General features: G+C 66.9%; 17 protein-coding genes. 8 read left to right on the top strand and 9 right to left on the bottom strand.

Annotation, left to right across the window (positions count from 1 at the left end; all coding sequences use genetic code 11):
- The first annotated feature begins 376 nt into the window (after positions 1-376).
- The 5 genes from C8J44_RS05340 (at position 377) to C8J44_RS05320 (ending at position 5,625) form a co-directional block, all read left to right on the top strand.
- Positions 377-1,858 carry an efflux transporter outer membrane subunit gene (locus tag C8J44_RS05340; protein ID WP_121903564.1) on the top strand — a complete coding sequence of 494 codons (1,482 nt, stop codon included), beginning with the start codon at positions 377-379 and terminating at the stop codon, positions 1,856-1,858.
- A complete protein-coding gene (locus C8J44_RS05335) occupies positions 1,858-3,240 on the top strand; it encodes an efflux RND transporter periplasmic adaptor subunit (RefSeq protein WP_121903563.1) in 1,383 nt (460 codons plus the stop codon). The genes C8J44_RS05340 and C8J44_RS05335 overlap by 1 nt, the downstream gene beginning before the upstream one ends.
- 73 nt (positions 3,241-3,313) lie before the next feature.
- Complete coding sequence (locus C8J44_RS05330) at positions 3,314-3,970, top strand: ABC transporter ATP-binding protein (RefSeq protein WP_121903865.1); 657 nt, start codon at positions 3,314-3,316, stop codon at positions 3,968-3,970.
- A gap of 80 nt (positions 3,971-4,050) precedes the next feature.
- Complete coding sequence (locus tag C8J44_RS05325; protein WP_121903864.1) at positions 4,051-4,413, top strand: DUF559 domain-containing protein; 363 nt, start codon at positions 4,051-4,053, stop codon at positions 4,411-4,413.
- A gap of 3 nt (positions 4,414-4,416) precedes the next feature.
- Positions 4,417-5,625: an ABC transporter permease gene (locus tag C8J44_RS05320; protein ID WP_121903562.1), complete on the top strand. Its 1,209-nt coding sequence runs from the start codon at positions 4,417-4,419 to the stop codon at positions 5,623-5,625.
- Here the strand turns inward: C8J44_RS05320 and C8J44_RS05315 are convergent.
- The 6 genes from C8J44_RS05315 to C8J44_RS05290 form a co-directional block, all read right to left on the bottom strand.
- Positions 5,600-6,217 (bottom strand): nucleotidyltransferase family protein, encoded by a 618-nt coding sequence (locus tag C8J44_RS05315; RefSeq protein ID WP_093396750.1) that lies wholly within the window; start codon positions 6,215-6,217, stop codon positions 5,600-5,602. The two genes, C8J44_RS05320 and C8J44_RS05315, sit on opposite strands and share 26 nt — an antisense overlap.
- Positions 6,204-7,127 (bottom strand): XdhC family protein, encoded by a 924-nt coding sequence (locus tag C8J44_RS05310; protein WP_093396751.1) that lies wholly within the window; start codon positions 7,125-7,127, stop codon positions 6,204-6,206. Before C8J44_RS05310 ends, C8J44_RS05315 begins: the two co-directional genes overlap by 14 nt.
- 144 nt (positions 7,128-7,271) lie before the next feature.
- Entirely contained in the window at positions 7,272-9,476 is a 2,205-nt protein-coding gene (locus C8J44_RS05305; protein WP_121903561.1) for a xanthine dehydrogenase family protein molybdopterin-binding subunit, read from the bottom strand.
- Positions 9,477-9,695: 219 nt separating this feature from the next.
- Positions 9,696-11,894, bottom strand: a complete 2,199-nt coding sequence (locus tag C8J44_RS05300) for a xanthine dehydrogenase family protein molybdopterin-binding subunit (RefSeq protein ID WP_259466716.1) — start codon at positions 11,892-11,894, stop codon at positions 9,696-9,698.
- Between the two features lie 35 nt (positions 11,895-11,929).
- A complete protein-coding gene (locus tag C8J44_RS05295; RefSeq protein ID WP_121903559.1) occupies positions 11,930-12,910 on the bottom strand; it encodes a xanthine dehydrogenase family protein subunit M in 981 nt (326 codons plus the stop codon).
- Entirely contained in the window at positions 12,907-13,470 is a 564-nt protein-coding gene (locus C8J44_RS05290) for a 2Fe-2S iron-sulfur cluster-binding protein (RefSeq protein WP_082441359.1), read from the bottom strand. The genes C8J44_RS05295 and C8J44_RS05290 overlap by 4 nt, the downstream gene beginning before the upstream one ends.
- A 141-nt stretch (positions 13,471-13,611) precedes the next feature.
- On the opposite strand from C8J44_RS05290, the gene C8J44_RS05285 reads away from it, so the two are divergent.
- Positions 13,612-14,628, top strand: coding sequence for a glycerophosphodiester phosphodiesterase (locus tag C8J44_RS05285; protein WP_121903558.1), 1,017 nt, complete (start codon positions 13,612-13,614; stop codon positions 14,626-14,628).
- A complete protein-coding gene (locus C8J44_RS05280) occupies positions 14,629-14,907 on the top strand; it encodes a hypothetical protein (RefSeq protein WP_056060708.1) in 279 nt (92 codons plus the stop codon).
- 189 nt (positions 14,908-15,096) lie between these two features.
- Here C8J44_RS05280 and C8J44_RS05275 read toward each other — a convergent pair whose 3' ends face one another.
- A complete protein-coding gene (locus C8J44_RS05275; RefSeq protein ID WP_121903557.1) occupies positions 15,097-15,762 on the bottom strand; it encodes a TIGR02117 family protein in 666 nt (221 codons plus the stop codon).
- A 22-nt stretch (positions 15,763-15,784) separates the two neighbouring features.
- Here C8J44_RS05275 and phhA point away from each other — a divergent pair, with 22 nt between their 5' ends.
- Positions 15,785-16,654 carry a phenylalanine 4-monooxygenase gene (gene phhA, locus C8J44_RS05270; RefSeq protein WP_121903556.1) on the top strand — a complete coding sequence of 290 codons (870 nt, stop codon included), beginning with the start codon at positions 15,785-15,787 and terminating at the stop codon, positions 16,652-16,654.
- Positions 16,655-16,887: 233 nt separating this feature from the next.
- On the opposite strand, the gene C8J44_RS05265 is transcribed toward phhA, so the two are convergent.
- Positions 16,888-17,823, bottom strand: coding sequence for a 50S ribosomal protein L11 methyltransferase (locus C8J44_RS05265; RefSeq protein ID WP_121903555.1), 936 nt, complete (start codon positions 17,821-17,823; stop codon positions 16,888-16,890).
- Positions 17,813-18,502, bottom strand: coding sequence for an SDR family NAD(P)-dependent oxidoreductase (locus C8J44_RS05260; protein ID WP_121903554.1), 690 nt, complete (start codon positions 18,500-18,502; stop codon positions 17,813-17,815). The genes C8J44_RS05265 and C8J44_RS05260 overlap by 11 nt, the downstream gene beginning before the upstream one ends.
- Positions 18,503-18,661 lie beyond the last annotated feature (159 nt).

The raw sequence follows: 18,661 nt of genomic DNA, 5'->3' as shown, positions 1-18,661 counted from the left end.
AGGCAGTTGTAATAGCCAGCAGTCATTCATTAGCCCGGTCCGCCCAATTGGGCCCCGGCCTCCGCCGGGGTGGTGGTTTGTGGCGGATGCGGACCCAGATCTTTTACCGTCATTCCCGCGGAGGCGGGAACCCATATTGGCAGACCTTACCGCAAGCTCACTGACGCCCGAGCATATGGATCCCCGCCTTCGCGAGGATGACGAAGGTGGATTCAGGGGGCACACACTTGAGTTCGGGAGCGAGCAACGCGGTAATGGCGTATCAACACCGATCCCAGAACAGCCCCCCCACACCCCTCCAATCCACCCCACCTGCGACACCTCGCGACACAAAACCGCTGGACTAGCAAACGCCGCTTGGTCATGCCTGCCGCCCATGTCCCGCGTCCGCGTCCTTCTCTTCGCACCCGTCTCCGCGGGCGTCCTGCTAGCCGGCTGCACCGTCGGCCCGGACTACCACCCCAAGGTTGCCGCCGAGCTCGGCGTTCCCGACGCATACTCGGTCACCCCCGAGACTAGGCCCGAAGACCTCACCCGCTGGTGGCAGAAGTTCGACGACCCCGTCCTCGGCCAGCTCGTCGAGCAGGCCGCCGCCGCCAACCTCGATATCGCACAGTCGATAGCCCGCCTCCGCCAGGCGCGCGAAAGCCTGCTCCAGAACCGCGCATCGCTGCTCCCGACGGTCAACGGCTCGGCGGGCTATCAGCGCAACGAGAACGTCCGCGGTGGCGGGCGGTCGTTCACGCTGCCCGACGGCACCGTCGTCGATACCGGCGGCGGCGGCGCGAACAGCTTCACGCTCGGCGCCAGCGCCAGCTATCAGGTCGGCGTCTTCGGCGAGATCCGCCGCACCGTCGAGGCCAGCCGCGCCGACTACGCCGCGTCGGGCTACGACTACGCCACCGTGTTGATCTCGGTCGAAAGCGAGGTCGCGCGCAACTACGTCCTCGCGCGGCTCTACCAGCAGCAGCTCGCCAACGCCCGCGCCTCGCTCGCGATCCAGGACGACAATCTTGAGATCGCCGGCTTCCGCGTCCAGGCCGGGCTCGTCTCCAGTGTCGACGCCGAACAGGCCCGCGCCCAGCGCGCGCAGACCGCCGCGACGATCCCCAGCCTCGATCAGCAATATGCCGCCGCCGTCGCGCGGATCGGCGTGCTGACCGCGCAGGCACCTGGCGCGCTCCGGACGATGATGGCGCCCGTGAAGGCGATCCCGACCGGCCCCGCCGCGGTCGGCGTCGGCATCCCCGCCGACACGCTGCGCCAGCGTCCCGACATCCGCTCGGCCGAGCGTGCGCTGGCGGCGGCGACCGCGCGGATCGGCGTGGCCAAGGCGCAGCTCTATCCCGCGCTCGCGATCACCGGTAATCTCAACACCAACGCGACCTCGATCGGCAACATCGGCGACGCGATCACCGGCAGCCTGTTCGCCGGCCTGACCCAGGCGATCTTCAACGGCGGGCGGTTGCGAAGCCAGGTCCGCACTAGCGAAGCCGCCGCCGACGGTGCGCTGGCGCTCTACAAGTCGACCGTGCTGACGTCGCTCGAAGACGTCGAGAACGCCGTCGTCGCGCTTCAGGCCGCGCAGGAACGCGAACGCCAGTTCGCGATCGCGCTCGACGCGTCGAACAATTCCGCGATCCTCAGCCGCAGCCAGTATCGCACCGGCCTTACCGATTTCACCACGCTCAACCAGCAGGAAACCGCGCTTCTGTCCGCACGCAACGGCGCGACGCAGGCACGCGCCGATGCCGCCACCGCGCTGATCGCGCTGTATGCGGCGCTCGGCGGCGGCTGGGATTCGACCGTCATTCCCGAAGCGCCACCGCGTGCGCAGAACACTTCAGAGGCACGCTGATGGCCGACGCATCGATCGACGATTTCCTCGGCGTAAAGCCGCAGGCCCCCTGGCGGCGCTATGTAAAGTGGGTCGCAATCGCGGTCGGCGTGGTCGTGCTGTGCCTGCTGCTCGCGAAGTGCTTCGGCGCCAAGGAACAGACGCAATATTCCACGCAAGCGGCGCAGCGCGGCAATTTGACCGTCACGGTGTCCGCCACCGGCAAGCTCGCCCCGACCACGCAGGTCACGGTCGGCTCGCAGCTGTCGGGCCTCGTCACCAAGGTCGTCGTCGACGTCAACGACCGCGTGACCGCCGGCCAGCCGCTCGCGTTGATCGATCCCGAACAGCTTGACGACCAGATCCGCCAAACCAGCGCTCAGCTCGCGGCGAACCAGGCGCAGGTCGCGCAGGCGCAGGCCACCGTCGCCGAATCGCGCGCGCAGCTGAACCGCCTCGAAGAGGTCTCGCGCCTCTCGGGTGGCCGCGTGCCGTCGAAGACCGAGCTCCAGACCGGCCGCGCCGATTACGCACGTGCGGTCGCGGCGCAGAAGGTCGCCGAAGCCAACGTCGTCGCCAGCCGCGCGCTCCTCGCGCAGAACCAGACGCAGCGCGCGCGCGCGATCATCCGCTCGCCGGTGACGGGGGTGGTGCTCGCGCGCCAGATCGATCCCGGCCAGACCGTCGCCTCGTCGTTCAACACCCCGACGCTGTTCGTGATCGCCGAAGACCTCACCAAGATGAAGCTCGAGGTCGCGATCGACGAAGCCGACGTCGGCGAGGTCAAGATCGGCCAGAAGGCCAGCTTCACGGTCGACGCGTTCCCCGGCCAGACCTTCCCCGCGACGATCACGCGCGTCGATCTCGGCTCGAACCTGACGGTCAGCTCGGCGACCTCGTCGACGACGACCACGGCGACGACGTCCACCGGTCAGGTGGTGTCCTACGCCGCCGACCTGACCGTCGCGAACCCGTCGCTGACGCTGCGCCCGGGCATGACCGCGACCGCGGACATCGTCACCTCGGACAAGCGCAACGTCATGCTCGTCCCCAACGCCGCATTGCGCTTCAAGCCGAGCGCGGACGGCGCGAAGGATCAGGGCGGCGGCATTGCCGGCTCGCTGACCTTCCGGCCACGGCGCGGCGCCGGTGGCAACGCGCGGACCGCCAAGCTCGACCGCGGCTCGCAGCAGACGATCTACGTCAAGGGCGCCGACGGCACGCCGCAGCCGGTGCAGATCACGACGGGCGACACCAACGGGACGATGACCGAAGTGCTGTCGGGCAATCTCCAGCCCGGCGCGCAGATCATCATCGGCCAGCTCGCCACCGGCACCGACACGACGAAAACTCCCGCGCGCCGGTCGGGCGGCGCCAGCAAGGGTGCGGGCGGTGGCCAGTAACCCGCCGCCCCCGATATCGCCGCCCCTGATCTCCTTGCGCGGCGTCACCAAGACGTACGGCACCGGCGCGACGATGTTCCAGGCGCTCAAGGGCGTCGACCTCGACATCGCGGCGGGCGATTTCGTCGCGGTGATGGGCCCCTCCGGGTCGGGCAAGTCGACGACGATGAACATCCTCGGTTGCCTCGACGTGCCGAGCGCGGGGACGTTCACGTTCCAGGGCCACCATGTCGAGACGCTCGACCGGGATCAGCGTGCGCTGCTCCGCCGCAATCACCTCGGCTTCGTGTTCCAGGGCTTCAACCTCCTCTCGCGCACCTCTGCGCTGGAGAATGTCGAACTCCCCTTGCTCTACCGCGGCGACGAAAAGCGCGCGCGGCGCGACGCGGCGATGGCGAGCCTCGACACGGTCGGCCTCGCGGACTGGTGGGATCACACCCCCGCGGAACTCTCCGGCGGCCAGCAACAGCGCGTCGCGATCGCCCGCGCGCTGGTCACCAGCCCCGACGTGCTGCTCGCCGACGAACCGACCGGCAACCTCGACAGCGAACGCTCGGTCGAGATCATGCAGCTCCTCACGCGGTTGAATGCGGAGAAGAACATCACGGTATTGATGGTGACGCATGAGCCCGACATGGCCGCGTTCGCGAGGACGGTGGTCCACTTCAAGGACGGACTGGTGGAACGCATCGAAAGCCAGCGCCGCCAGGGTGAAGGCGTGGAGTCGTGAGTGGTGTGGCCCCGAAAAGCCCCTCCCCTTCAGGGGAGGGGTTGGGGTGGGGAGCGACGCTGGCCGTCTACGCGAAACATATGCGTCGAGAACCGACCGAGCCAGAGAAGCGCTTGTGGCGCGGCGTATCCAACAGCCAATTGGGTGGCTTCAAGTTCCGGCGACAGGCTGTGCTCGGCAGTCGCATCGTCGATTTCTTCTGTCCTGCGATCGGCCTCATCCTCGAAGTGGATGGCCACACCCACGACCAGGCGACAGATCGGAACAGGGACGCCTTGATGCAGGACTTGGGATTCACGACTGTTCGGGTGACCAACGTCGACGTCATGAGCAATGCAGAAGGTGTTCTCCTTCACGTTCTTTCGGTTGCCCGATCATTACCGGCGCGCGTGAACTGGCGGCTTCCCCACCCCAACCCCTCCCCTGAAGGGGAGGGGCTTTAGATCATGTTCGGTACCACGCTCGTCCTCGCGCTCCGCTCGATCCGCCGGCACATGCTGCGGTCGTTTCTCACCATCCTCGGCATCGTCATCGGCGTCGGCGCGGTCGTCACGATGGTCACGCTCGGCAAGGCGACCACCGCCGCCGTCCAGCAGTCGATCTCGTCGCTCGGCACCAACATCCTCCAGATCCGTCCCGGCCAGGGCTTTGGCCGCGGGGGGGGCGGGCCGCCGCCGCCGCCGCTCAAGATGGACGACATCGACCCGATCGCGCGGCAGATCGCCGGCGTCACTGCGGTCGCGCCGACCGAACAGCGGAGTGCCACCGCGATCTACAACGGCGCCAACTGGACGACCTCGATCAACGGCACCACCGGCGCCTATTTCGAGGTCCAGCCCTGGCCGCTCGCCGGCGGTCGCGTGTTCACCGGCCAGGAGGAAGCCGCGGGCAAGGCGGTCTGCATCCTCGGCAACACCGTCATCCAGAACCTGTTCCGCGGCGCCGATCCGATCGGCCAGCGTATCCGCCTCAACGACATCTCGTGCGACGTGATCGGTACGCTCAGCACGCGCGGGCAGGCGGGGTTCGGCGGCGACCAGGACGATGTCGTGGTCATGCCGATCAAGACCGTCCAGCGCCGCTTCACCGGCAACCAGAACGTCGCGGCGATCCTCGTCGGCGTCGACCAGGGCTACGACACGCAACAGGTCCAGGCGTCGCTGACCGACCTGCTGCGCGAACGCCGCCATCTCGCCGCGGGACAGGACAACAATTTCAACATCTTCGATACCAAGCAGATTTCGGACACGCTCACCGGCACCACCACCTTGCTCACCGGGATCGTCGCGGCGGTTGCCGGGATCAGCCTGGTGGTCGGCGGGATCGGCATCATGAACATCATGCTGGTGTCGGTGACCGAGCGCACGCGCGAGATCGGCATCCGCTTGGCCATCGGCGCAGTCGCGCGCGAGGTGCTGTTGCAGTTCCTCGTCGAGGCGATCGCGCTGTCGTGTCTCGGCGGCGTCATCGGGCTGATCGTCGCGCAGGCCGCGATCGCGATCATCGCGCCGCTGATCAAGGTTCAGTGGCTGTTCGTGCCCGAGATCAACATCTTCGCGTTCGCGATCTCCGCGGTGATCGGCGTCGTCTTCGGCTATTTCCCGGCGCGACGCGCGGCGGCGATGAACCCTATCGACGCGTTAAGGCACGAGTGATCGCCGCCTTGGGATCGCGGACCAGCGCCTGCAGCCGGTCCAGATCCTCGGGCGTATCGATGTCGATCAACTCGGCGGGCGCGGTCACGACGTGCCGCCCCGCCTTCACCAGATCGCGCGCACCCGCATCGCCGTCCAGCGTCAGCAGGAAATCGAACCGCTCGCGCCCGAACAGGGCAGGGGGGCTCGGCTTCTCGCCATCGCTCGACGCGACCACCGCGTCCGCGCTGTCGGCGGCATCCAGCATCCGGTAGATATGCGCCGCGGTCACGCGCGGCATGTCCGCCAGCGCGATCAGCACCGCCTCCGCACCCTCGTCCTTGGCGCACTGCACGCCGAGCTTCACCGACTGCGACATGCCCGACGACGGATCGTCGTTATGCACCACCTCGAAATGATGGCTGATGAAGTCGAGCTTGCAGCCGTCGGTGACCACCAGCCGGCGCTTGAACGGGATGTTCTCGAACGCGGTGACGACGTGCATGCCCAAAGGCTTGTTAAGGAACGGCACCTCCAGCTTGTTGGGAATGCCGAACCGCTCCGAGCGCCCGGCCGCGAGGAGGATGAGGAAGACGTTTTCAGCGGCGATCATTGAACGCTCCTATCATCGCCGCCGCGACCGACAGCGCAATCTCCGAGGGGCCGATCGCACCGATGTCGAGCCCGACCGGCGCATCGATCCGATCGATGTTCTCCGCCGTAACGCCCTCCGAGGCAAGCCGCTCGCGCCGCGCGGCGTGGCTCTTGCGGCTGCCGAGCGCACCGACATAGGCGGCATCGGACGCGAGTGCCGCGATCAACGCGGGGTCGTCGATCTTGATGTCGTGGCTCAGCGTCACGACCGCGGTCGAGGGGCCGGGACGAAGCGCGGCGATCGCCTCGTCGGGCCAGCGATCGTCGAGCGTCACGCCCGGAAACCGCTCCTCGGTCAGGAAGCGCGCGCGCGGATCGATCACGATAGTCTCGATTCCGAGTTCGCGCGCGAGCCCCGCCAAGGCCTGCGCGATCTGCACCGCGCCGACGATCAGCAGCCGACGCGGCGGATCGTAGCGGTTGACGAACACCTCGCCCGTTTCCAACGGCCGCGCATCGCTGTGCCCGGTCGCGAGATCGGTCGTCACCGTCAACGCGTCGCCCTGGTCGCGCGCATCGGCGATCCGGTCGAACAGTTCGGGATCGAACCCCTCGGCCGAAACCGGCTGCACCATCACCGCGATCTCGCCGCCGCACGGCAGCCCGACTTCCCACGCCGCCGCATCCGCGACGCCGTAGTTGCGCACCTGGAACGGCGCGCCCGCGATCACCTCGGCGGCGGTGGCGAGGATGTCGCTCTCGACGCACCCGCCGGAGACGGATCCCTCGAACCGGCCATCGGCGTGGACGAGCATATGGCTCCCCTTGGGCCGCGGTGCGGATCCCCAGGTCGAGACGACCGTAGCGATCGCCATCTTCTCGCCCTTCCAGGTTTTCGCAGCAGCGAGCACGCTATCGTTTTCGGCCATGTCTCGTTCTCTTTCTAATCCTCCCCGCACGCGGGGAGGGGGACCAGCGCAGCTGGTGGAGGGGGCCAGCCGCAGACGTTACGCTTGGGTTCGCCCCCTCCACCACGCCAAGGGGCGCGGTCCCCCTCCCCGTGCCGGGGAGGATCAGATGGCGGGCAACCCTTCGAGCAGCTTGTCGAGCGTCACCGGAAAGTCCCGAACCCTCACCCCCGTCGCGTTGTAGATAGCATTCGCCACCGCAGCCCCCGCGCCAGAGATGCCAAGCTCCCCAACGCCCTTCGCCCCCACCGGGTTCGCGGAGTCGTCGATCTCCTCGATGAAATGCACCTCGAGCTGCGGAATGTCGGCATTCACCGCGACATGATATTCGCCGAAATCGGGGTTCACGAACGCCCCCGTGCGCGTGTCGACGATGCCCTCCTCGCTCAGCGCATAGGCGATCCCCCACGCCATCCCGCCGGTGATCTGGCTCGTCGCGGTCTTGCGGTTGAGCACGCGCCCGACATCGAACACGCCCAGCATCCGCCGCACGCGCGTCTCGCCCGTCACCGCATTGACCGCGACCTCGACGAAGTGCGCGCCGTGGCTCGCCTGGCTGGTGCGCTTGCTCTCGGCACCCGGCCCGGTCTTGCCCATCGCCACGATCGGTTCGCCGCGGACGAGATCGGCCAGCTTCACCGATCGCCCGCCAGCACTCACGCAGCCATCGTGCAGGCTCAGATCCTCCGGCGCCGCATTCATCCTGAGCGCCAGCTCGCCAAGGATATCCTCGCACGCCAGCACCACCGCCGAACACGCGCTGCCAGCGCCGAACGATCCGCCCGACCCCGCGCTCGGGGGGAAATCGGTATCGCCGAGCCGCACGTTCACCTCGGCGACCGGCAGCCCGAGCATCTCGCCCGCGGTCTGCGCGAGGATGGTGTACGTCCCAGTACCAATGTCGGTCATGTCGCACTCGACCGTCGCGCGGCCATCCGCCTCCAGCCGTACGCGCGCCTGCGCCTCGACGGTGAAGTTGCCGCGCAGGCTCGCCGCCATGCCGATCCCGACCAGCCACTCGCCCTCGCGCACCGACCCCGGCGCGGGCACCGTATCCGGCCAGCCGAACCGCTCGGCACCTTGCGTATAGCAATCGAGCATCCGCCGCGTGGAGAACAGCTTGCCGCTCACCGGATCGGTCTCGGGCTCGTTGCGCCGCCGCAGTTCGATCGGATCGATCCCGAGCTGCTCGGCCAGTTCGTCCATCGCGCACTCGACCCCGAACGTGCCCACAGCCTCGCCCGGCGCGCGCACCGCACCGCTCGCGGGCAGGTCGACGCGCACCAAGTCGGTCTTGAACCGCCGCGCATCGCCCCGGTACAGCGGCAGCGTCCCGAACGGCACCGGCTCCAAAAACTCGCCATCGTCGTTCTGCGCGACGACACTCTCATGCCCCATGCCGAGGATCACGCCGTTCGCGTCGGCGGCGATCCGGATCCGCTGCGTCGTGTGCGAGCGGTGGTGGACCATATACGCAGTCTGGCGGCGGGGCAGCGCGACCTTCACCGGCCGCCCGACGACCTCCGCCGCGATCGCCGCGAGGATCGCCTCGGGACCCACGCCGGTCTTGCCCCCGAACCCGCCGCCGACATACGGCGCGAGCACGCGCACCTTGTCCGCATCGATCTTCAGCGCCTTCGCGATCGTCTTGCGCGCGCCGCCGATCACCTGGTTGCTCGACCGCACGGTGAGCTTGTCGCCGTCCCACCACGCGGTGGTCGCATGCGGCTCCAGCGCGGCGGGGAAATGCACGGGGGTCGTGTAGGTCCGGTCGAACGTCACCGCCGCGTCCGCCATCACCGCGTCGAGATCGCCATTGTCGATCGGCGGCAGGAAGCCGATTTTCGGCGCGGTGTCGACCGGCTGTGCCTCGACGTCGAACCGATCCTCGCCCGCCTCGGTGCGGACCACGACCAGCGCGGCGGCATCGCGCGCGATCGCCTGGTCCTCCGCGACGACGATCGCGACCGGCTGGCCAAGGTGAAGGATGACGTCGGTATCGAACAGCGGCATCGCGCGCGAATTGGACTCGCCAGCCGGCATGCGCGGGTCGTCGTGGATGATAGCGATCACGCCGGGCAACGCCTCGGCGGCGCTCACGTCGATGCCGAGAATGCGCCCACTACCGACCGGCGTACCGACGATCGCGGCGTAGGCGATGCCATCGGGCGTGCCCTCATACGCATAGTCAGCCACACCGGTGACCTTCGCCGGCCCCTCGATCCGGTCGAGCCCAAGCCCGAGAACGCCCTGCTTCGCGCGGTCGAGACCACCCGGCCGAAACGCCGCATCCATCACGTGTTCGTTCATTCTGCGGTCCTCGGGTGGAGGGAAGGATATGGGTAGGGTGGGGTCGTTTGACGAGGGCGCCACGCATCCCCCAAATACCACCCCGGCGAAGGCCGGGGCCCAATTGGGGAACGAGAGTAACGGAGAACAATTCTCCGTTATCAAAGCCTTCCCAATTGGGTCCCGGCCTCCGCCGGGGGGGTAACTGTTACAGGAGCTAAGCTTTACTCAGCCTCGCCCTCAAACAGCCGGCAACTGATCCAGCAGCTTGTCGAGCGTGATCGGGAACTCGCGCACCCGGATTCCGGTCGCATTATACACCGCGTTCGCCACCGCAGCACCAGCGCCCGAAATCCCCAGCTCGCCGATCCCCTTCGCGTGGATCGGGTTCGCATGGATATCGCGCTCGTCGACGAAGTGCACGTCCATCTGCGGAATGTCCGCATTCGCCGGCACGTGATATTCCGCCAGATCGTGGTTCACCAGCTTGCCGGTCCGCGTGTCGTGGACGAGGTCCTCGGTCAGCGCGGTGCCGATCCCGAACGTCATCCCGCCGAGGCACTGCGACCGCGCGGTCTTCGCGTTGAGCACGCGCCCCGCCGCGAACGACCCGAGCATCCGCCGCACCCGCGTCTCGCCGGTGACCACGTTGACCGCGACCTCGGCGAAATGCGCGCCGAACCCGGCCTGCGTCGTCTCCTTCTCCTGCTTGCCCGGCTTGATGTGCCCGGTAGCCTCGAGACCCTTGCCGACCAGTTCGCCGATCGGCGTGGAGCGGTTGTCGCCGATCGCCTTGCCGTCCTTGAGCGTCAGGCTGTCCTCATCGACGCCAGCCGCCTTGGCCAGCTTCCCGCGCAGCATCTCGCACGCGAGATACACGGCGGTCCCCGACGAGGTCGCACCCCAGGATCCACCCGAACCAGCCGCGGGGGGATCGTTGGTATCACCCAAGGACATCGTGATGTTCTCGACCGGAATGCCGAGAATCTCCGACGCGATCTGCGCCAGGATCGTGTAGCTGCCGGTGCCGATATCGGTCATCGCCGACGACACCGTCGCCGAGCCATCCGGGTGGATCTCGACCTTGGCGGACGATTCCATCATCATGTTGCCGCGCACCGCCGAGGCGACGCCCATGCCGATCAGCCACTCGCCCTCGCGGCGCGTCCCGGCCTTCTGGCGCTTGTCCCAGCCGAACTTCTTCGCACCCTCGTCGAGCGCACGCGTCAGGTTGCGCGAAGAATAGGGCACGTCCTTCTCGGGGTCGATCTTCGGATCGTTGCGCTTGCGCAGCTCGATCGGATCCATCTGGAGCTTCTCGGCCAGCTCGTCCATCGCGCCTTCGAGCGCCAGCATCCCGACAGCCTCGCCCGGCGCACGCATCGAGCCCGACAGCACGAAGTTCAGATCGACCACCTCATGCGTGATCAGCCGGTTCTCACCGCCATACAGCATGTGCGTGCCGATCCCCGCGGGCTCGAAATAATCCTCGGTCGACTGGTTCGACGTCAGCGTCTCGTGACCGATCGCCGACAGCTTGCCGTCCGCATCCGCCGCCAAACGCACTCGCTGCTCGGTATTCGAGCGCCGCACCGTCGCCTCGAACACCTGCGGCCGCGACATCACCGCCTTGACCGGGCGACCAAGCTGCTTCGCCGCGATCGCCGCCGCGACGCTCTCGGGGGCGATGCCGAGCTTCGAGCCGAACCCGCCGCCGATATAACGCGCGATGATCCGCACCTTCTTCTCGGACACGCCGAGCGACTTCGCCAGTTGCTGCGCATCCGACGTCGGCATCTGGTACGCGCCGTACAGCGACAGCGAGCCGTCCTCTTCCCACACCGCGGTCGAGGCATGCGGCTCCATCGCCGCCGAGTTCTGGCTCGGCGTCACATAGGTCGAATCGATCGTCACCGCCGCCTCGGCCATCGCCTTGTCGACGTCGCCCTGCTTGAAGTGCGCTGGCGTCGCGTCGTCCGGCGGCGTCCGCGTCTCGTCGCGGTGCGCGGCGAAGTCGTACTGACCCTCGGCCTCGTCATATTCGATTGGCAGGCGAGCCGCCGCATCGCGCGCGACCTCGAAGCTCTCGGCGAGCACGATCGCAACGATCTGGCCGAAGAACGCGATGTCCTTCACGCCCTGCGTCGGTGCATCGGTCGCGCCGCCCTGCGCCGAGACCCGGATGAACTGGTCGAAATCGGTGACGACGTCGATCACGCCGGGGATCGCCTTCACCGCATCAACGTCGATCGAGACGACCTTGCCCGCCGAGATCTTCGTCCCGACCAGCACGCCATACGCCATGTTCGCGAACTGGTATTCCGCGGCATATGTCGCCGTCCCGGTGACCTTCAGCGGGCCGTCGATCCGGTCGAGCGGCTTGCCGATGACACCCTGGACGCCCGTATCCAGAAGACTGTCCGGATGCGGCTTGTCCATCGTCAGGCTATTCGTAGTGCCAAGACCAAACATGCTTATGCTCCCGTGACGTTGCGCAGCGTCGCGATCAGCGTGCGACGGGCGAGGGGGATCTTGAAGTCGTTCGAGCCATAGCCCTTGGCGTCGGCCAGCAGCGCGGTCGCCGCCGCCTCGAACACGGCATCGGACGGCGCCTTGCCGACCAGGGCCGCCTCGACCGCCGGATTGCGCCACGGCATCGGCCCGAGCCCGCCGAACGCGAGCGAGGCCGACGCGATCACGCCGTCCTGCACGTCGACGATCGCCGCCACCGAGACGAGCGCGAAGGCATAGGACGCACGATCGCGGACCTTGCGATATTCCTGCTTGCCCTTGACCGGCGCGGGCAGCTCGATGTGCGTGATCAGTTCACCCGCTTCGAGCGCGTTCTCGATCTGCGGCGTGTCGCCCGGCAGGCGATAGAAGTCGTGGATCGAGATCCGCCGACGATCGCCATCCGCCTTCAACGTCACGATCGTCACGTCGAGCGCACGCATCGCCACCGCCATGTCGCTCGGATGCGTCGCGATGCAATGCTCGCTCGTTCCCAGCACGGCAAGGATGCGGTTGAAGCCGCCGATCGCCGAACAGCCGCTGCCCGGCTCGCGCTTGTTGCACGCTGCGGCGGTGTCGTAGAAATAATAGCATCGCGTCCGCTGGAGCAGATTGCCCCCGGTCGACGCCTTGTTGCGCAACTGGCCCGAGGCACCCGCCAGCAACGCGCGGCTCAGCACCTCGTACTTGGCGACGACGCGGCGATCAGCGGCGAGATCACTGTTCGGCACCAGCGCACCGATCGTCAGCCCGCCATCCTCGCGCTCCTCGATCTTCGCGAGATCGAGCCGCGAGATGTCGACCAGCTTGTCCGGCGTCTCGACCTGCAACTTCATCAGGTCGAGCAGGTTGGTGCCGCCTGCGATGAACTTCGCACCATCGGTATCGATATCCTTGACCGCAGCCTCAGGCGTCGCGGGCTTCTCGTACGTGAAGGTCTTCATGCCACCAGCTCCCCGCGCGCGTTGGCTTCCATCGCGGCGTCCTTCTCGTCCGCAGTCCGGCCAGCGGGCTCGGCACCACCGACTTCGCGGATCGCATCGACGATGTTCGGGTACGCGGCGCAACGGCACAGATTGCCGCTCATCCGCTCGGAAATCTCGGCATCGTCGAACTTCGGATCGGTCAGGTCGCCCGACGCATGGCTGGCCCAGCCCTTCTTGACCTCGTCGAGCATGCCGACCGCCGAACAGATCTGCCCCGGCGTGCAATAGCCGCACTGATAGCCGTCATGCCGCACGAACGCGTCCTGCAACGCGTGCAGGTTGCCCGGCTGGCCGATGCCCTCGATCGTCGTGATCTCGTCGTCCTGGTGCATCACCGCGAGCGTCAGGCAGGAATTGACGCGGCGCCCGTTGATCAGCACCGTGCACGCGCCGCACTGGCCATGATCGCAGCCCTTCTTCGAGCCCGTCAGCCCGAGATGCTCGCGGCACAGGTCGAGCACCGACGTGCGAATATCGGGCTCGGCGTCATATGATTGACCATTGATCGTGAAATGCATGGCGGTGCCCCTGGTTGAATGTGCCGGGAATGTACGGATTTCGAGGACTCAACGCCGATGCGACCAATCGTTTCCTATTGCGACAGGCTCTCATACATAGTTGCGCTGGCACTGGCGGCGGCGAGCGGGCAAGCTGTTGCGATGACGCCAGCTTCTCCCCGATTGTCGCCCCCGATCGTGATCGCGCACCGTGGTGCGAGCGGTCTCCGCCCCGAGCATACGCTGGCGGCCTACTCGCTCGCGATCGACCAGGGCGCGGACTTCATCGAGCCCGATCTGGTGCCGACGAAGGACGACGTGCTCGTTGCGCGCCACGAGAACGACATCGCGGAGACGACCAACGTCGCCGACCATCCCGAGTTCGCAGGCCTGAAAACCACCAAGACGATCGACGGCCAGACGATGACCGGCTGGTTCGTCGAGGACTTCACGCTCGCCGAACTGAAGACGCTGCGCGCGAAGGAACGCCTGCCCAAGCTCCGCCCCGCGAACACCGCCTATGACGGCCAGTTCCAGATCCCCACGCTCGCCGAGATCATCGCGCTCGCCAAACGCCGCACGACCGAGACGGGCCGGACGATCGGCATCTATCCCGAGACCAAGCATCCGACCTATTTCGCCAAGATCGGCCACCCGACCGACGCGAAGCTGGTCGCCGAACTGCGCGAGGCCGGCTGGGATTCGGCCAAGGCGCCGGTCTTCATCCAGTCGTTCGAGGTCGCCAATCTCCAGCGTCTCCACAAGATGACGAAGGTCCGCCTGATCCAGCTCATGGACGGGGAGGGCGGTCCTGCCGACGGCGCACAGCCGAGCTACAAGGCGATGATCACGCCCGAAGGCCTGAAGGCGGTCGCGGCCTACGCCTACGGCATCGGCCCGAACAAGAGCATGCTCTGGACCGACGCGACGCCGACGGCGCTGGTCGCGGACGCGCACGCGGCGGGTCTACGCGTCCACCCCTGGACCTACCGCGCGGAGAACTATTTCGAACCGACGCGCTTCCGCCGCGGCACCGACCCAGCCGCGCACGGCGACATCGCCGCGGAGATCGACGCCGGGCTTGCACAAGGTATCGACGGTTTCTTCACCGACTTTCCGCTATACGGAACCCAAGCGCGCGACCGAGCCCAGGGAACTGCGCGTGCAGGAGTAAAGTAAATGCGTAAGGTTCTTCCCGTACTCGCGGTCCTGCCGTTCCTCGTAAGTGGCTGCATCAGCACCGCAACCTCGATCGTGAAGGCACCGTTCCAGGTCGCCGGCAAGGCGGTCGATTGGACCACCACCAGCCAGGAAGAATCGGACCGCAACTACGGCAAGAAGATGCGCAAACAGGAGGCAGAAGAAGGCAAGCAGCGCAAGGAACTCGCGAAGCGCTGCAAGCGCGACCCACAACGCTCGGAATGCGGCCAATACCAGGGCTACCGCGCAGGAAACTGACCTCCCTTCTACCACCCCGGCGAAGGCCGGGGCCCAGTTGGGAAACAGAAGTAACGTAGCGCTGCGCACAGTCAGCAACGTCCCCCAACTGGACCCCGGCCTCCGCCGGGGTGGTGGCTCTTTTTTTGTTCTCCCGCGAAGGCGGGAGCCCAGTCTGGACTCCCGCCTTCGCGGGAGAACAAGCTTGGCTCAAAACCACCCCATCACGGTAACCGGAAACGGCGTCCACCACCCAATCCGAACCCCCGCAAACCGAAGCGCATCCCCCGTCCACGAATTACACGTCCGCACCCCGCTATACCGACCGTTAGCCTCGTAAAACGCATCATACCCAGCATACCCCCGATACCGCGCACCCCCGTCGCGAAAGCTAGCCCGGATATACGCCGCCAACCGCCGATACTGCGCGGGCGTGACTACGATCTCCCGAGCCCCGTCCCCCGCACGCGGCCTCGGCAGATGATCGACATGCATCAACGTCCGCGTGCTGCCGAACGCCGCGCCGACCACGGTTCGCAGTTTCACGTCAGCCCAGGTCGGCGTCTCCAGATAAAACGTCTTCTCCCCCCACCCGAACGCCACATGATCGAATGCGCCATACCGCGGATCACGCAGATCCCCCGCCCGAGCCACCCCGCGCCAGTCCACCCCGGCGGCGACCTTCGGCACAATGATCCCGGTATGCACGCCGTTGCTCTCGACGAAGATATGCACGCCCTCGGCAGGCGCTCGCCAGTCGCGATTGCTCGGGATCGAGCCACCGACCAACCCCGCCACCGCATAGCTCGCAACCACGCCGACGACTGCGGCGATCGCCCATAAAATCCACTTAACCCAACGCGTTTCCGTCTTCATTCCGTCATGCTAGACCAGCCGCATGGCCAATGACACACACGTACTGAGCACCCCGCCCGAAGGCGCGCCCGACTGGACGATCCCGCAGAACTGGGCGGCCTATACCGCCGAGGATCACGCGACCTGGGACACGCTGTTCGCGCGCCAGTCGAAACTGCTCCCCGGCCGCGCGTCGAACGCGTGGCTGCGTGGGCTCGACGTGCTGAAGCTCTCGAAGCCGGGCATCCCCGATTTCGAGGAACTGTCCGAGCGCCTGACCAAGCTCACCGGCTGGTCGGTCGTCGCGGTGCCGGGGCTCGTCCCCGACGACGTGTTCTTCGACCACATGGCCAATCGCCGGTTCGTGGCCGGCAACTTCATCCGCCGCCCCGACCAGCTCGATTATCTCCAGGAACCCGACGTCTTCCACGACGTGTTCGGCCACGTGCCCATGCTCGCCGACCCGGTCTTCGCCGACTACCTCGCCGCCTACGGCCGCGGCGGCCAGCGCGCGCTGGGGCTCGACGCGCTGAAGTATCTCGGCCGGCTCTACTGGTACACGGTCGAGTTCGGCTTGATCGCGGAACCCGAAGGCCTGCGCATCTACGGCTCCGGCATCGTCTCCAGCTACGCGGAAACGCGGTTCGCGCTCGACGATCCGAGCCCCAACCGCATCGCGCTCGATCTCGCCCGCGTGATGCGCACCGAGTACCGGATCGACGATTTCCAGCAGAACTACTTCGTCATCCCGAGCTTCGAGGAGTTGCTGCGGTTGACGGTCGAGACGGACTTCGCGCCGTTGTACGAAGAACTGAAGGCACTCCCGGATATCCCGGTCGCGCGGATCGAGCCGGGCGATGTGGTGATCACCGAGGGCACGCAGGACTACGCGAATGCGAAACTCAGCGCATAAAACAGAAGCACCACCCCGGCGAAGGCCGGGGCCCAATTGGGCGAACCTCGGAAATAGAGCCGCACCGCCATTCCAATTGGGCCCCGGCCTCCGCCGGGGTGGTGCCGGAAGTGAGGTGAGGGCCGCCCTCACCAACTTGTTCCCCCGCGAAGGCGGGGGCCCAGACTGGACCCCCGCCTTCGCGGGGGAACACCCTTCTGGGGGGAGGGCAGTTACTCAAATATCCGCAGCGCTCAGATATCCAACGCCCACCCATCGCGCCCCTTCGGATCGAACGGCCCCTCCGCCACAAACCTCTCCGGCCCGGCCTTAAGCCGAAGCACACTCCAATCCCCCCGCCGATCGACCGCCTCGAGCGAACACCCGCAAGCCTCATACGCCGCGACAACCCCAGCCCGCTGCGTCTCCAGCAACCCGGCAAGAACGATCGTCGCCCCCACATCCGAAATCGAAGCAATCTCCGGCGCCATCGACACCAGCGGCCCCGCCAGAATATTCGCGATCACCAGATCATACGGCGCGCGAACCACGATCGCATCGTCCAGCGTACCGTCCGCCACAACGAGATCGATCCCCTCGACCCCGTTAAGCGCCGCATTCTCAGCCGTAACATCGATCGAGACCGGATCGATATCCGTCCCCATCACCTTGGCCTCAGGCCAAAGGTGCGCCGCCGCGAACGCCAGCAACCCGGTCCCCGTCCCGATATCGATCACGTTCGCAAACGACGCATCCGCCAACCCGTCGAGCATAGCCAGACACCCGCTGGTCGTCTCGTGATGCCCCGTCCCGAACGCCCGGCTAGCCTCGATCAGGAACGCCCGCTTGTCCGCCGGCACCGCGCCCGCATGCGCACCCGTGTGCACGAAGAACCGCCCGACCGACAAAGGCTCCAGGCCGGCCTGGCTCATCGTAACCCAGTCTGCATCGCCCAACCGCTCGACCGCGATCTCGGCCCCCACCGCACTCGGCACCAGCGCGCGCACCGCCGCGACCGTGTCGGCTGCCGGCTCATGCTCGAAATATGCATCGAGCCGCCACGACTCGACGTCATCCTCGATCTCCTCGGTCGTCATCAACACGGCGTCGATCGTCAGATCGTCGCTCGCATCGATCGCCTCCGCCTCCGCCCGCGTGCAGGGCAGGGTGAGCTTCCAACTATCGGACATAGCTCGCCCCGTTCACGTCGATCACCGACCCCGTCATCGAAGCCGGCGCCTCCAGCGCAAGAAACTTCGCCGCCGCCGCGATCTCGTCAGGCGCCGCGACCCGCCCGAGCGGAATATCCGCCAGCAGCGCATCGCCGCCCCGGCTCGACAGATAATCCTCCGCCATCCCGGTCATCGTGAACCCCGGGCACACCGCGAAGGCGAGGATGCCCTCCCGAGCATATCCCCGGGCGATCGTCTTGGTCATCGCCACCATCCCCGCCTTCGACGCGGCATAATGCCAATGCGCCGGCGAATCCCCGCGATACGCAGCCCGACTCGCGATATTGACGATCCGCCCGCCGACACCCCGAGCCTGCCAATGCAGCACCGCCAACCGACACAGCTCCGCCGACGCGGTCAGGTTGATCCGCATCGTCCGCTCCCACTGCGCGGTCCAGTCGTCATCGGCGAGCGCTGCCGCCTCGAACACCCCGGCATTGTTGATCAGCACATCGATCGTACCGCCAGCTTGCTCCAGTGCCGCGTTCCACAACGCAGTCGGCCCGTCAGGATCACTAAAATCGGCCGGAATACCGCTGGCGGTCCCATGCCCGATAACGGAAGCGCCAGCGTCGGTCAGTGCCGCCTGAATCGCCGCGCCGATACCGCGACTGGAGCCGGTAAGAAGAATGGTCATCCCCGCGCTCTAGCGCCGCAGGCTGATGCCGTCACCTGAGGCCAAGTGAGAAATGGGTTCGCGCAGAGGCGCGGAGGACGCAGAGTGCGTACACATCGCGGCGACGGCGCGGCAATACTGCGATTTTGAGAACCTGCGGTTCCGCGTAGGTCTCTGCGT

Origin of the sequence: Sphingomonas sp. PP-CE-3A-406 (assembly GCF_003688625.1) — a bacterium.
In the GTDB taxonomy this organism is placed as follows: Bacteria; Pseudomonadota; Alphaproteobacteria; order Sphingomonadales; family Sphingomonadaceae; genus Sphingomonas.
Note: the sequence above shows the minus strand (reverse complement) of the source record. Positions and strands in the feature narration are given on the sequence as shown.